General features: G+C 34.0%; 15 protein-coding genes and 1 pseudogene. 14 read left to right on the top strand and 2 right to left on the bottom strand.

The window, feature by feature from the left end:
- Positions 1-451: 451 nt before the first annotated feature.
- The 4 genes from BM211_RS10590 (at position 452) to BM211_RS10575 (ending at position 4,939) form a co-directional block, all read left to right on the top strand.
- On the top strand, positions 452-2,080 hold the full coding sequence (locus BM211_RS10590) for an ABC-F family ATP-binding cassette domain-containing protein (protein WP_035432329.1): 1,629 nt from the start codon (positions 452-454) through the stop codon (positions 2,078-2,080).
- A 136-nt stretch (positions 2,081-2,216) separates the two neighbouring features.
- Positions 2,217-2,693 (top strand): YbaK/EbsC family protein, encoded by a 477-nt coding sequence (locus BM211_RS10585; RefSeq protein WP_090996942.1) that lies wholly within the window; start codon positions 2,217-2,219, stop codon positions 2,691-2,693.
- 134 nt (positions 2,694-2,827) lie between these two features.
- Entirely contained in the window at positions 2,828-4,009 is a 1,182-nt protein-coding gene (locus tag BM211_RS10580) for an NAD(P)/FAD-dependent oxidoreductase (protein WP_177206915.1), read from the top strand.
- A gap of 27 nt (positions 4,010-4,036) precedes the next feature.
- Positions 4,037-4,939, top strand: a complete 903-nt coding sequence (locus BM211_RS10575) for an RNA polymerase sigma-70 factor (RefSeq protein WP_090996936.1) — start codon at positions 4,037-4,039, stop codon at positions 4,937-4,939.
- A 74-nt stretch (positions 4,940-5,013) separates the two neighbouring features.
- Here the strand turns inward: BM211_RS10575 and BM211_RS10570 are convergent, their stop codons facing one another.
- Positions 5,014-5,841 carry a peptidoglycan-N-acetylglucosamine deacetylase gene (locus tag BM211_RS10570; RefSeq protein WP_035432320.1) on the bottom strand — a complete coding sequence of 276 codons (828 nt, stop codon included), beginning with the start codon at positions 5,839-5,841 and terminating at the stop codon, positions 5,014-5,016.
- A gap of 298 nt (positions 5,842-6,139) precedes the next feature.
- Here BM211_RS10570 and BM211_RS10565 point away from each other — a divergent pair, with 298 nt between their 5' ends.
- Both BM211_RS10565 and BM211_RS27065 read left to right on the top strand, forming a co-directional pair.
- Positions 6,140-6,988, top strand: a complete 849-nt coding sequence (locus BM211_RS10565; RefSeq protein WP_051957281.1) for a hypothetical protein — start codon at positions 6,140-6,142, stop codon at positions 6,986-6,988.
- Between the two features lie 350 nt (positions 6,989-7,338).
- Positions 7,339-7,437 (top strand): annotated as a pseudogene (locus tag BM211_RS27065) (hypothetical protein); the annotation flags it as partial.
- Here BM211_RS27065 and arsB read toward each other — a convergent pair.
- A complete protein-coding gene (gene arsB / locus BM211_RS10560) occupies positions 7,411-8,460 on the bottom strand; it encodes an ACR3 family arsenite efflux transporter (protein WP_256217070.1) in 1,050 nt (349 codons plus the stop codon). The pseudogene BM211_RS27065 and the gene arsB overlap by 27 nt on opposite strands.
- 271 nt (positions 8,461-8,731) lie before the next feature.
- Here arsB and BM211_RS10555 point away from each other — a divergent pair, with 271 nt between their 5' ends.
- From BM211_RS10555 to BM211_RS10520, 8 genes are all read left to right on the top strand, one after another.
- Complete coding sequence (locus BM211_RS10555) at positions 8,732-9,061, top strand: ArsR/SmtB family transcription factor (protein WP_035432315.1); 330 nt, start codon at positions 8,732-8,734, stop codon at positions 9,059-9,061.
- A 25-nt stretch (positions 9,062-9,086) separates the two neighbouring features.
- Entirely contained in the window at positions 9,087-9,488 is a 402-nt protein-coding gene (arsC, locus tag BM211_RS10550) for an arsenate reductase (thioredoxin) (RefSeq protein WP_090996931.1), read from the top strand.
- Between the two features lie 56 nt (positions 9,489-9,544).
- Positions 9,545-9,904, top strand: coding sequence for an arsenite efflux transporter metallochaperone ArsD (gene arsD, locus BM211_RS10545; protein ID WP_035432312.1), 360 nt, complete (start codon positions 9,545-9,547; stop codon positions 9,902-9,904).
- 19 nt (positions 9,905-9,923) lie between these two features.
- Positions 9,924-11,690: an arsenical pump-driving ATPase gene (gene arsA, locus BM211_RS10540; protein ID WP_090996928.1), complete on the top strand. Its 1,767-nt coding sequence runs from the start codon at positions 9,924-9,926 to the stop codon at positions 11,688-11,690.
- A 19-nt stretch (positions 11,691-11,709) separates the two neighbouring features.
- Entirely contained in the window at positions 11,710-11,991 is a 282-nt protein-coding gene (locus BM211_RS10535; RefSeq protein ID WP_035432310.1) for a HesB/IscA family protein, read from the top strand.
- Positions 11,992-12,106: 115 nt separating this feature from the next.
- Positions 12,107-13,090, top strand: coding sequence for an alpha/beta fold hydrolase domain-containing protein (locus BM211_RS10530; RefSeq protein WP_090996925.1), 984 nt, complete (start codon positions 12,107-12,109; stop codon positions 13,088-13,090).
- A 13-nt stretch (positions 13,091-13,103) separates the two neighbouring features.
- The gene (locus tag BM211_RS10525) at positions 13,104-13,775 is read left to right on the top strand and encodes a response regulator transcription factor (RefSeq protein ID WP_035432308.1); all 672 of its coding nucleotides are present in this window, start codon (positions 13,104-13,106) and stop codon (positions 13,773-13,775) included.
- On the top strand, positions 13,772-14,770 hold the full coding sequence (locus BM211_RS10520) for a sensor histidine kinase (protein ID WP_035432306.1): 999 nt from the start codon (positions 13,772-13,774) through the stop codon (positions 14,768-14,770). Before BM211_RS10525 ends, BM211_RS10520 begins: the two co-directional genes overlap by 4 nt.
- The last annotated feature ends 88 nt before the right edge of the window (positions 14,771-14,858 follow it).

Genomic DNA, 14,858 nt, shown 5'->3' with positions numbered 1-14,858 from the left:
CTAAATGCACCTCATTTTATGCGATTGTTACTAAATACTATAATTCATCGTACGTCGAAAAACCGATATCTGAGCTCGGCATGTGTCAATCGTGAGGGGAGTTATAGCGATTAGCTTAAACAATGGTGTCCGTGGTGACGCGAAATCTGAAGGAAGTCAGCGGTAAATCTCCGGTCTGAGGAACATGAACTTCATATAAGGATAGGTATCATTTGGGGAGATTGCAACACAAATCAAAGTCTTTACATAATCTATAGATTATTAAGTTTGTTATGGTGACAAATAGAGAAGAAATGAAATGTTAGGATATAATTAACAAACTTTCCTTGCTCTATGTATGTTTGCTACTATATAATGGCTATATCCTAAAATACGTGAGTCGTAAGATATAGGTTAAGAGTGTTTTAGATAAAATTCGTTAAAAAACAGCGGTATTAATAGGAGGAACTAAATGATTACAGTAAGTAACGTAAGTTTACGTTTTGCAGATCGTAAGCTTTTTGATGATGTTAACATAAAATTTACACCAGGTAACTGTTATGGTTTAATCGGAGCAAATGGTGCTGGTAAGTCTACATTTTTAAAAATTTTATCTGGTGAAATTGATCCATCAACTGGAGATGTGCATATTACACCAGGTGAGCGTTTAGCTGTTTTAAAACAGAACCACTTTGAATATGAAGAATTCCCAGTATTAGAAACAGTAATTATGGGACACACACGTCTTTATGCAGTAATGCAAGAAAAGAATGCGATTTACATGAAAGAAGATTTCAGCGATGAAGACGGTATGCGCGCAGCTGAGCTAGAAGGTGAATTTGCTGAGTTAAACGGTTGGGAAGCAGAATCAGAAGCTGCAATTCTTCTAAAAGGACTAGGCATCGGTGAAGACCTTCATGCGAAAAAAATGTCTGAGTTAACAGGGGCGGAGAAAGTAAAAGTATTACTTGCACAAGCACTATTTGGTCAACCGGATATTTTATTACTAGATGAGCCTACGAACCATTTAGACTTAAAAGCAATTCAATGGTTAGAAAACTTCTTAATGAACTTTGAAAATACAGTAATCGTTGTATCCCATGACCGTCACTTCTTAAATAAAGTGTGTACGCATATGGCGGATCTTGATTTTGGTAAAATTCAACTTTATGTTGGTAACTATGATTTCTGGTATGAATCTAGTCAATTAGCGTTAAAATTAACACAAGATGCGAATAAGAAAAAAGAAGAGAAAGTAAAAGAGTTACAAAACTTTATTGCTCGTTTCAGCTCGAACGCTTCAAAAGCGAAACAAGCTACTTCTCGTAAAAAATTATTAGACAAAATTACATTAGATGATATTAGACCATCTTCTCGTCGTTATCCGTTCGTTGGCTTTACACCAGAGCGTGAAGTAGGGAATGATTTGTTATCAGTGGAAGGTCTTTCTAAAACAATTGATGGTGAAAAAGTATTAGATAACGTGTACTTCACTGTTAATAAAGGTGATAAAATTGCATTTGTTGGTCGTAATGAAATTGCAATTACAACTTTATTTAAAATTTTATCAGGTGAGATGGAGCCAGATAGCGGTTCATTTAAATGGGGCGTTACAACATCTCAGGCGTACTTCCCAAGAGATAACTCTGAGTACTTCGATAATAGCGAGATGAATTTAGTTGAATGGTTACGTCAATTCTCACCACAAGATGAGTCTGAAAGCTTCTTACGCGGATTCTTAGGCCGTATGCTGTTCTCTGGTGAAGAAGTAAAGAAAAACGTTTCTGTTCTTTCTGGAGGAGAGAAAGTACGCTGTATGCTTTCTAAAATGATGTTAAGCGGTGCAAACGTATTATCATTTGATGATCCAACGAACCACTTAGATCTTGAGTCTATTACAGCATTAAACAATGGTTTAATGGCGTTTAAAGGAACAATCTTATTCACTTCACATGACCATCAGTTTATTGAAACAATCGCAAATCGTATTATTGAAGTAACACCAAGCGGTTTAGTTGATAAACAATCGACATATGATGAGTATTTAGAAAACGTTGAGCTTCAAAAGCAAGTAGAAGCTATGTATAAAGAAGCTAAATAAATTTAACATCCCCTTTATATAGGGGATGTTTTTTTGTTTCATAAAAAGGTGTTTGTTGATGCCGAATAAGAGGAGTCCTTGCGCTCTAGGAAGAATAGATAGTAAATATTTTAGAAAATAGAGGGGAATGAAATCAATGAAAGCTTTAAAAGAGAGCGCGCAGCGAGTACAAAATAAATTATTAGAACTAGGATATACGAATCAAGTAATCGAATTACCAGAGAATGCACGAACTGCTCAAGAGGCAGCAGAGGCAATTGGCTGTAAAGTAGCGCAAATTGGTAAATCGATTATTTTTAGACTTGAAACTTCCGATAGACCACTGTTAATTGTTGCTAGTGGAATAAATCGGATTAATGAAAAGAAACTCGCAAACCAGTTACATGAAAAATTTAAAAAAGCTGATGCGGATTTTGTACGGGAACATACTGGATTTGTAATCGGAGGTGTTCCGCCATTAGGACATGCAGAGCCAATTATTACACTTATTGATGAAGATCTCTTGCAGTATGATGTGATTTGGGTTGCTGCGGGGCATCCGAAAGCAATATTTCGTCTGACACCTGAGGAACTAGTACAAATGACAAAGGGTCAAGTAGTTTGTGTAAAATAAATAATTAAAATGAAATGTATAAAAAACTACCTGTTTCTATATTCACTGAAGGAGCAGGTAGTTTTTTGATTTTCCCTTTCAATATGTCACAAATGAAGATCTTAAATCGTTTTAAGGGGAAAGGGGGAATTAAGATGAAACATATTATTATTTTAGGCGGAGGATTTGCTGGTATTAATTTATTAAACGGGTTAAAAAAAGAATTACGTTCTTCACTTGGAAAAGAAGTGAAAATCACGTTAATTGATAAAAACTCGTTTCATTTTCGGAAGGTCTTATTGTTTAAGTCAGTTGTTGAAGATGCAGATTTAAAAGTTCCATTAAAAAGGTATTGTACAGATGGAATGGAATGTATAAAAGGGGAAGTGATAGCGTGTAATCATTCTGAAAAAGAAATAGAGGTAAAATTAGAAGATGAAAGAATAAGAACCGTGCAATATGATTACCTTGTATTTGCTTTAGGGAGTGTCATTCAAGAAATCCCCAGTACGTTAGGTGGTACAACATTAAGTAGTGTGCAGACTGCTGCAACAGTAAGACAAAAATTGCTTTCGTTAATTCAATTAGCAAAAATGGAAGAAAACAAAGAGGTTAGACGAGAACTATTGCGCGCTGCTATTGTTGGCGGAGGGATTACTGGTATTGAGACTTCTGCAGAAATATGTGTTTGGTTTAAAGAAGAAGTTCAAAAGGCAGACCTTAATCCAGCTGAGGTAGAAGTCATTTTGTTTGATTCCAAAGAACATTTATTACGAGGTGTTCCAGTAAAAGTAAGTGAACGATTAACAGATGAACTTAAAAAGATCGGAATAAAATGCATCTGTAAAACGAAAGTAATGAAATTTGAAAATGGTCAATTACTGTGTACAAACGGAACAACATATGCAGCGGGTGAGTGTGTTTGGACACTAGGTGTGAAAGTGAATCCTATCATTCAATCATTTCAGCTTCCGTTATCAAATGAGAACCAAATATTAGTCACTAATACGTATAGTATAGAAGGACATTCACATATATATGCAATTGGAGATTGTGCAAGGATTGTTGACAAAAAAACGAATCAAGTAGATGGAATGACGTGTAAAGAAGCGATTCCGCAGGCGACGAGGTTGAGTAAAATTTTAAAGAATGAGATACATGGAATATGTAACTCTGTCACTCACAAAGCGTACCCGATAAAATTATATTGTATAAGTCTTGGACCTCATAATGGCTTCGTTTGGATTCAAAAATGGGGACTGGACTTTATTTTATCAGGGAAAATGGGTGCTCGTATTCGAGAAAGAACATGGGATCAAGCTAGTTTGCTTGTCTAACTGAAATAGAAAGTGAGGACTATTTATATGGAAAACGCTGAACTTAGTCAATTATATACCAATTATAAACCGCTCCTTTTCTCACTTGCTTATAAAATGACGGGCAGTATTGCGGATGCAGAAGATATTATTCAAGATGTGTTTATAAAGTTGAATGAATATGAAATGAAGCACAGCTTAAACATAAAAGCATTTCTGTGTAAATTGGTTACGAATCGTTGCTTAGACTTATTGAAATCTTCAAAGAAAAAAAGAGAACTTTATGTTGGAACATGGCTACCAGAACCAATTGCAGTAATAGAAACAGATCCATTACAGGAAATAATGATGAAAAATGATATGTCATATGCTTTGCTTGTATTATTTGAGCAATTGAATCCTATAGAAAGAGCTGTTTTTATACTCCGTGAAATTTTGGAATATGACTATGAAACGATTGCTGAAATTGTGCAAAAAAAAGAAGCGAATTGCCGTAAAATCTTAAGCAGAATAAAAAAGGCGCTTCCAGAACTTGAAAAGAAAATTGCGGTCGAAAGTGTAAAAGAAGATCATGAACAAGTCATCGCATGTTTTATAAATGCTATTCAAAAGGGAAATACAAATCAGTTGATGGAAATTCTTTGGGAAGATATCACTTATTATGCAGATGGCGGCGGCAAAGTAACCGCTGCAGCTAAACCTATTTATGGTGCAGTGCGTGTAAAACAACTTCTTACTACGTTAGCAACAAAATTTCTTACGAATCAAGAAGAATACTTTATGTTGCAAACAGAAGTAAATGGTTGTCCTGGAATTGTAATTAGAAATCGTACAGGAATACAAGCTATAATGAGTTTTGAATTTGAAGGGGTTAAAATTAAATCTATTTATATTATTTTAAATCCTGATAAGTTACAACATTTCCATATTAATATAGATATCGCAGATTAAAAATGCGTTAGAAAAACCCTGTAATTAGAAAAGGACTGATTCCTATCAGATAGAAATTAGTCCTTTTATTCATGTTAAATTCGTTTATCATGCCAGAAGTTTAAGTCGAAATGTTCGTTTTCATTATAACTTTCAAACTCATAGCCCTTATCTTTTAGCCCTTTAATAATAGCAGATACGGCAGAAACAGATTGTGGGTGAATATCATGTAGCAGGATTACCTCTCTGTTTGTTTTTGCACCTGCAATTACATTTTCTACAATTTTAGCAGAAGCAGCATCCACTGGCATTTTATTATATTTCCAATCTAAAGAATCGATCGTCCAGTCCCATACGCGCAAATCATTTTCAGCGACTTGATTTCGCAATGCTTCATTGAGTCCTGGCATGGAACCATACGGTGGACGAGTTAATTTTGGAGATTGTCCAATAATATTAGAAATTAATTTTTGATCTTCTTTCATTTCGTTCACATAACCGCCTTGCTTGTACAGCTTCGTGTAATCATGTGACATACTATGCATGCCGACATAGTGACCTTCTGCTAATTCGCGTTTTACTAAATTTGGATATTCTTTAACGTTTGAGCCAATAAGGAAAAAAGTAGCTTTTGCACCATTTTGCTTTAGTGTATCCAATAGTTGAGCTGTGTATTTTCCAGGTCCATCGTCAAAAGTAAGATATGCTACTTTTCTAACTTGACCATTGTATTGTTGAGGGGTCTCTTTTGGAGCTAATGCAGTTTGTATTTCACTTACTAGTTGAACAGTTTGTGAAGAATCCTCTGTACTAGCTTTTACAATGTGATTTGACCCGATAGATGCTCCGCATATGCATGAAATTCCTACACACATAATAAGAGATCTTTTAAATAAAGTTACGAGTGATGATTTGTTACGCATAAATGTCCTTCTTTCTGTATCTAATAATTCCATTCTCTTTCATTCTATTATATTAGGAATTTTATGTATAGTACTGAAAAAATATATTTACAAGTAAACAATGTTTTTTGAACTCAATGTAAGATTTTTGGGATTTCGTTTATGAAAGGTGTAATGAAATCATACATTTTAAAGACATATGCTTTTAGGATGGAGTGGAATTATGAAGGGCTTTCATTTAAAGGATAAGAAATTCGCTTTTTTTCAACGATTTATACAAAGGAAGAACTTAAATACATGTGAAATTATTATGGGGGCCATGTTTCAAAAACAAAAATATAAAGTAGGAAACGGGCAAAGTGATGATAGAGAAGAGAATTTAGAAAAGTACTTTCGGCCGTCATGCTTTCCCGTTCTGAATAAACGATTTAACTATCAATTTTTTGATTCCTTCATTGATAAACAATACTATCAAATCGTTCTTCCACCGTCGCTTATGAATTCACCGGAAAATACAATTATAAATTATTTCAGTGTTTTACGAGAAGCTGAAAATCTTACGAAATATAAAAAGGGAGGTTGCGGGAGTGTTGGACTATCAAAAATTCCGTATCCAATCGCTTATAACTTTTTCACAAGTCAATATCAAAAAAGAGTTTCCTATAAGAGTTATTTTCGTTCATTCGAAGGAATTGGACATATCAATTTAATAAAACTAGCACCGTTACATCGAGATAAAAAATATCCAAAGGCAAGCCGTTATTTCTTTGAAATTGAAACAATTGAAGGTTCAGCTAAAGGGATTACTTATTTCGCTTATTATTACGGTTATATTTATATTGAAAAGGAAGGTAAATCATACAAAATTGCCGATATTGACCTATATGGTGAGGACTTTTTATGTGCTGCTTATCATCTTTGGCAACATAATGCAGAGGCGGTTGTTGATATCATGTTCGGAAATTGGTGTGAACTTGTAAAGGAACGACTTCCAACAAAACAAGAAGACTATACGAAACAAATTGATGTGATTGGAACTGATGGGAACAAATATCGCTTTGTATTTTTTCAACTAACAAATGACACAGATATTTTGGCCGCGCAATATAAAAAGGATACGAAAGGACAATGGGAGTTTATTGAAATCGATCCTGAAAAATGTTTATAAATCAATTTATATAAATGTAAGTTAAAAAAATTGACATCCAACCTTTTTAGAGGGGACGAGCCCCTATGATACATAAGGTTTATCCTTTCGTTATTAAATAAGAAAATTCTAACCTTTTCACTCTCGGTGTAAGGGGGAATCATATTTGGGGGGGCGGAGTTGAGGTGAATCGATGAAAGAGGATATTTCCAAATTTAATAGAGATTTTCAGATAAATTATGCGTGCTGAAGGAGTGAGGTGGATATAGCACATTATATTAGTAACAAGGTTATCTAACGGTGATAATATAAAATTTTTCTTTTTGTGTAGCTGTTATCATACTTGTTATATTATTCATTTCACAAGACGTTTGATAATTAAAGAAACACAGGGTACTTGGAGTTATTATGATTTAAATGATACTGAAGTAAATAGCCTGTTGTTACTCTTTGATTACAGTAGTATTTGAAAATTTCTTTTGTAGTTTCAATGCAACATTAACAAGTGCAATTAAAACAGGCACTTCTACTAATGGACCGATCACTGCTGCAAAAGCTGCTCCTGAATGAATACCAAATACCCCAACTGCAACAGCGATAGCTAATTCAAAGTTATTACTTGCTGCTGTGAATGATAAAGAAGTTGCAACAGGGTAACTTGTTCCCATTTTCTTAGATAAGAAGAACGAAACAAAGAACATTAAGATAAAGTAAATAAGTAATGGAATTGCAATTCGTACAACATCCATTGGTAGCTGAACAATCATTTCGCCTTTAATAGAGAACATCACAATGATTGTAAAAAGTAATGCAATTAACGTTAATGGACTAATACGAGGAACGATTGTTGACTCATACCATTCACGTCCTTTTGTTTTTACAAAAGTAAGTCGTGTTAACATACCTGCAACAAAAGGAATTCCGAGATAAATACCCACGCTTTTTGCGATTTCCCCCATTGAAATATCTACAACAAAGCTCTCCATACCTAGCCATTTCGGTAATACTGTGACGAATACATATGTGTATACAGAGTACAGTAAGATTTGAAAAATAGAATTAAAGGCAACAAGACCTGCAGTGTATTCACGGTCACCTTGTGCGAGATCATTCCATACGACAACCATGGCAATACAACGAGCTAAACCAATCATGATTAAACCCACCATATATTCTGGATAATCTTGTAGAAAAACGATTGCTAATACGAACATTAAAATTGGTCCAATGACCCAGTTTTGAAATAAAGATAATAATAGCACTTTCCAGCCTTTAAATACGCGCCACATTTCCTCGTAGCGAACTTTTGCTAGTGGTGGATACATCATAATAATGAGTCCTATGGCAATGGGAATAGACGTTGTTCCTACTTGTAAAGAGTTTAGATGATCAACAAAATTAGGTGATACATAGCCAATGAATACACCTAATGCCATAGCTAGGAATATCCACAACGTTAAATAGCGGTCTAGAAAAGATAAGTTTTTACTGATTTTCTCCACTTTCTTCTCCTCCTTGATATATATTATCGTTCATTTATATAAGTATACACTTATATTAGCGTTTGGTTATATATTTTTCAAGTGTTTTGAATGAAAGAGGATTTTTTGAAAAAAATAAGTGTAATTTCTTATTGGAAAACGGATGTACAATCTGCAGGAGAAAAGAGGATTCTGTTTATATTTTTTTGTTTTATGAGTATTTTTTAGTTGAACATATAAGTGAATGCTTATATACTTATTATTAAGAATAGGAGGTTGAGATATGCAAAAAACAATATTAGAAATGGAAAAGGTATCAAGTATCCTGAAATTGCTAGGAGATAAAACGCGATTAGCGATGATGCGAATGGTATATGAACAAGAATATTGTGTTTGTAACTTTGTAGATATATTTAAAATGAGTCAACCTTCTATTAGTCAGCATGTACGCAAGCTAAAGGATGCAGGGCTTGTAACAGAAGAAAGACGTGGACAATGGATTTATTACTCCATGAATACAGAAAGTGAATACTATGAATTGGTTCAAGATGTGATTCGTCATGTAGACCTACCTGAAGGTGCAATTACTTGTGATGATAACTGCTGTAACTAAAAGATATAATAGGAGATGAACAGACATGACAAAGAAAACAATCTATTTCTTGTGTACAGGTAACTCTTGTCGTAGCCAGATAGCTGAAGGGTTTGGGGAAAAGTATTTGGGTGATACATGGAATGTTTACTCTGCAGGGATTGAAGCACATGGCGTGAATCCAAATGCAATTAAAGCAATGAATGAAGTAAATATTGATATTATAGGTCAAACATCAGATATCATCGACCTTGACATTTTAAATAAAGCAGACTTTGTTGTGACATTATGTGGACATGCGAGAGACATATGCCCGACAATTCCTCCACATGTGAAACATGAACATTGGGGATTTGATGATCCAGCAGGGCAAGATTGGTCAGTGTTTCAACGTGTGCGTGATGAGATTGGTGCACACATTAAGAAATTTGCGGAAACAGGTGAGTAATCAAAAACATAGCCGAGAAGAAGTTCTCGGCTTCTTGTATATAGGGGGAAAAGAAAATGAAAAAAATTGAAATTTATGATCCGGCAATGTGTTGTTCAACAGGTGTTTGTGGACCAAGTGTAGACCCAGAATTAATTCGAGTTTCTGTGGCTGTTAACAATTTAAAAAATAAAGGATTTGATATCACACGCTATAATTTAGCAAGTGAACCAGATGCGTTTGCATCAAATGAAATCATTAGTAAATTGTTAATGGAAAAAGGTCCTGAAGTGCTTCCTGTTACTCTTGTTGATGGTGAAGTGGTAAAAGAAAAAGAATACTTATCAAATGATGAATTTGTTGCATTAACAGGATTAACAGAAGAAGAGTTAAGTCAAAAGCCTCGTGTACGTTTAGGATTAAACGTGAAAAAGTAAAGAGAAAGAAGGAATAGACATGACTCGTTTATATAATCCACAGACAATGGAATTTACACCATTTCTATTCTTTACGGGAAAAGGTGGTGTGGGAAAAACATCAACTGCATGTGCAACCGCAATCACATTAGCTGATAAAGGAAAGCGTGTATTGCTTGTAAGTACAGACCCAGCATCGAATTTACAAGATGTGTTTGGTATGGAACTAACGAATCAACCAGTAGAAAGTCAAAGTGTAAATAATTTATTCGTAGCTAATTTAGACCCTGAAACAGCAGCAATCCAGTATAAAGAACGGGTTGTAGGACCTTATCGTGAAAAACTTCCAGAAGCGGTTATTAATCAAATGGAAGAACAGCTTTCAGGGGCATGTACGGTTGAAATTGCAGCATTCGATGAGTTTTCATCTTTATTAACAAATAAAGAACTAACAAAACAGTACGATCATATTATTTTTGATACAGCACCAACAGGACATACGTTGCGCCTTCTTCAACTTCCAACAGCATGGAGTGGATTCTTAGAAGAAAGTACACATGGTGCTTCTTGTCTTGGGCCACTTGCTGGATTAAGTGAGAAGAAAAAACTGTATGAAGAAACAGTTGCCAAACTGTCTAGTGGAGAACAAACAACATTAGTGTTAGTAACACGTCCGGACATATCTCCATTACAAGAAGCTGCAAGGGCTTCAAAAGAACTTGGGGAAATTGGGGTACAGAATCAAGTACTACTTATCAATGGGATGATGCAAAATCATGTGAAAGGGGATGAAGTATCTCAAGCTTTTTATGAGAGACAAACGAAGGCATTAGAACAAATGCCAAATGAGTTAAAGCGGGTTCCAACTTATGATGTTCCTTTAGCTTCGTTTAATCTTACTGGTATTGAAAATCTTCGCAAGCTATTTATGAATAATGCTATAACCGATATAGTGTTATTAGAATCCGAAGATATGAAAACAGCGCCTTTAAAAGAGTTGATTGAGGATATACACAAAACTGGTCAACGTGTTATTTTCACGATGGGGAAAGGTGGCGTGGGAAAAACGACTGTCGCATCTGCTATTGCGGTTGGTCTAGTTGAAAAAGGACACAAGGTACATTTAACTACTACTGATCCAGCAGCACACTTGAATTATGTCATGCACCATGAATCTTTACATGGAAACCTATCGGTAAGCCGTATTGATCCAAAAATTGAAGTGGAAAATTACCGAGAAGAAATTCTAAATCAATCAAGTGAGTTGTTAGATGAGGAAGGATTAGCATATTTGGAAGAGGATTTACGGTCTCCTTGTACAGAAGAAATTGCGATCTTTCGTGCGTTTGCCGATATTGTAGAAAAGGCAAGTAATGAAATTGTAGTCATTGATACAGCACCAACGGGACATACATTATTATTGCTTGATGCAGCACATTCGTATCATAAAGAAATTGAGCGTTCAGCTGGCGAAGTTCCAGTTTCCGTAAAACAATTATTACCACGTCTTCGCAATCCAAAAGAAACAGGTGTTGTGATTGTAACATTAGCAGAAGCTACACCAGTGTTTGAAGCAAGTCGTTTGCAAGAGGATTTAAAACGAGCAAATATCACACCAACCTGGTGGGTCGTTAATCAAAGTTTATATGCAACGCATACGAAAGACCCTATTTTATATGGCAGAGCGATGTCAGAAATAGAATGGATGCGTGAAGTAGAAAAAAGATCGAATGGACAATATGTAGTGATTCCTTGGAAAGCACAAGATCTTGTTGGATATAACAAATTAAAACATTTAACCGTTTAAAAGTAGAGGAGATAATATCATGATTATTACAGATGGAGCAAAAGCATATATTGAAGAGGTTATGAAAGCACATGGTGTGTCTACATTACGTTTTTCATTTGAAGGTGCTGGATGTTGTGGACCAAGTTGGGGAATGTCATTAGCTATGGTAGAAGAAGACGACATTGTACAAACAGTTAATGGACTAGAGGTTGCAATAGATAAAAAGGTTTTAGATGTAGTAGATAAGCTTACTCTTGATTTTGAAGGGGAAGGCGAAGAAGTGGGATTAGTCTTCCATGGAGGAGAAAGCTGCTGTTAAAGATAGAAAAAAGGTCTCCTTTTTGTCTCGGTGAAGGAGTAGTAATGGTATAAAAATTTATTAGAAATTTATTTTTATCTCGTATCCTTTCAATATAGCTTGAAAGGAGAATTCTATGAGAAAATTGTTTAAAGTATTAAAAAATATATTTGTTGCGTTCATTGCGGTTGTTTTACTTGTTTCAGTATCAGTATGTATATACCATAACTACCAATTAAGCAAGGAAGCAGCGTTAATTAAAAGTAAGGGAACGTTAGTTCATTTTAATAACAAAAAAATGAACGTATATAATGAGGGAAGCGGTGAGGATACATATGTATTTATGTCTGGTGCTGGGATAGCTGCTCCGGTTTATGAATTGAAAAGTTTGTATAGCAAATTTTCAAAAGAGAACAAAATAGCTGTCGTAGAAAGAGCGGGTTATGGTTACAGCGATGCTTTTGAAGATAACAGAGATATTGATGTAATATTAGAACAGACTAGGAAAGCACTTATTCAAAGTGGAAATAAGCCACCATATATATTAATGCCACACTCTTTATCAGGCCTAGAGGCTATCTACTGGGCACAAAAATATCCGAATGAGATAAAGGGAATCATAGCTTTAGATATTGGCCTGCCGCAGCAGTATGCAACATATAAACGAAGTCTAGTTGATACACTAAAAGTAAAAGGAATAAATATTTTTGCAAAAATCGGATTGCATAGATTGGTACCATCTTTAGCTTATAATCCTGAAGTCATTCGACAGTCTTTTTTAACTGAACAGGAAAAAGAGGTATATAAAGCACTAGCATTTAAACAATTCTTTAATGATGATATGGAGCAAGAGCTTTTACAGGTATATGAAAATGGAAAGAAATCAATTCATCTACCGTTCCCAAAAGAAACACCGATCTTGTTTATAGATGCGGTTGCTGAGCAATATAAAAACTCGAAAATCACAAAACAGAAGAATAAAGATTATAAGCATTTTGCTAAACAACTCTCAAATTCAGAAGTTATAACAATTAATGGTACACATAGTATTTATTTATACGAACCAGATGAAATCTACAATCTTACAATGGAGTTTATGAATAAGAAAGATAAAAAATGAAGGGTTTTACGTGATGAAAGGATATAACATTTTAATTGTTGAAGATGACTTGGTGATTGGTGATTTATTGCAAAAAATTTTGCAACGCGAAGGGTACAATGTATGTTGGAAGAAAGAAGGAAAAGATATTACTGAAATCATCCATGAGATAGATTTAGTCATAATGGATATTATGTTGCCAGGTGAAGATGGCTATCAAATTACAAAGAAAATAAAAAGTCTCGGGTTAAATATTCCAGTTATCTTTCTATCTGCTCGAAGTGATATGGATAGCAAACTCCAAGGTTTGACAATTGGGGAGGATTATATGGTAAAGCCTTTTGATCCTAGAGAGCTGTTACTAAGAATGCAGAAAATGCTAGATAATCAATATGGTACGTTTACGCAAATTAAACATTTATTTATAGATACAGAACATAAAAAGGTTTTTAATACTAACTTACATAATGAAATCGCTTTTACTATGATTGAGCGTAAAATATTTTTCTATTTATATGAAAATAGGGATAGAATTTTAACGAAAGAACATTTCTTTGATTATTTATGGCAACTGGAAGACAGAAATCCCAATATTGTGAATGTACACATTAAAAAAATTAGAACGAAGATTCATGATCAAACCGGTGAAATTATTCAAAATATATATGGAGAAGGGTATCGACTAAATACCTATATGAAAAAATGAAATTAAAGAAGAAATACCAGTTATTATTATTTTCCGCTATAATTAGCGTGCCAATGTTATTGCTACTGATTAGTGTGCTTATGTCAGTAATTTATGATAGTGTCTTTAAGGCGAAGAATAAGTACATTCCTTTCCATGAATCATTTGCATATCCTACAATGCTAGTTATCTTTTTTGTATCACTATTATTGTTAGCCTTTTTATTTTCGAAAACAATTAACTCGCTATTAAATAAAATAAATATATTAAATAAGACAATTCGACATTTAGCTAGCGATAAAAAGGTTCCAAATACATTAGATGTGGAAAGTGAAGATGAAATAGGAGAATTAATTAAATCAGTAAATTTATTAATTGAAAGAACTACATATCGGGAATTAGAACTGAAACAGCAAGAGGAAATGAAAAAGGAACTTTTAAATAAATTAAGGCATGATATTAATACACCTTTAACAGCTATGAGATTACAATTGTTTTATTTAGAAGATCAATATAATGGCCAAAAACAAGTACTAGAATCATTATATCAACAAATACAGTATATAGCTGAATTAACAAATGAATTGAAATTACAATCTACAGATGCATTAGAGAATTCTTATATTGTAAATGATGATGTGAATATACATAATATATTAGAAACGATGGTTAAAAAATGGAGTTATCTGTATAGTATGCATGATATCGAATTAGTATATAATCCAATACAGAAAGATTTGATATGGACTAGCAACGATTTGTGGCTTCAAAGATTATTTGATAACATTTTTCAGAATACATTACAACACTCAAAAGCTAAAAAACTTGTGGTAACGATTGAAAATAGTGTTGTTTCTATTAGGGATAATGGAATTGGTTTTGATATGAATGGTCAAAGTACGGGACTTGGATTAAAAATAATTGAGGATATATCTAGACTGCTCAATATCAAATATACTTTACAGTCAGATAAAGATGGGACTATATTTTGTTTTACCACAATGAAAAAAATATAAAGCGTACTTTTTATTATTTTTTACGAAGCACTATAGTTTGAATATCTTCCAATTAAAATGGATTCTTTTTCAGCAGATTTAAGTTTAG

The sequence above is a fragment of the Bacillus sp. 491mf genome (assembly GCF_900112415.1).
In the GTDB taxonomy this organism is placed as follows: Bacteria; Bacillota; Bacilli; order Bacillales; family Bacillaceae_G; genus Bacillus_A.
The sequence above is the reverse complement of the archived record's forward strand: the minus strand, read 5'-3'. Positions and strand labels throughout refer to the sequence as shown.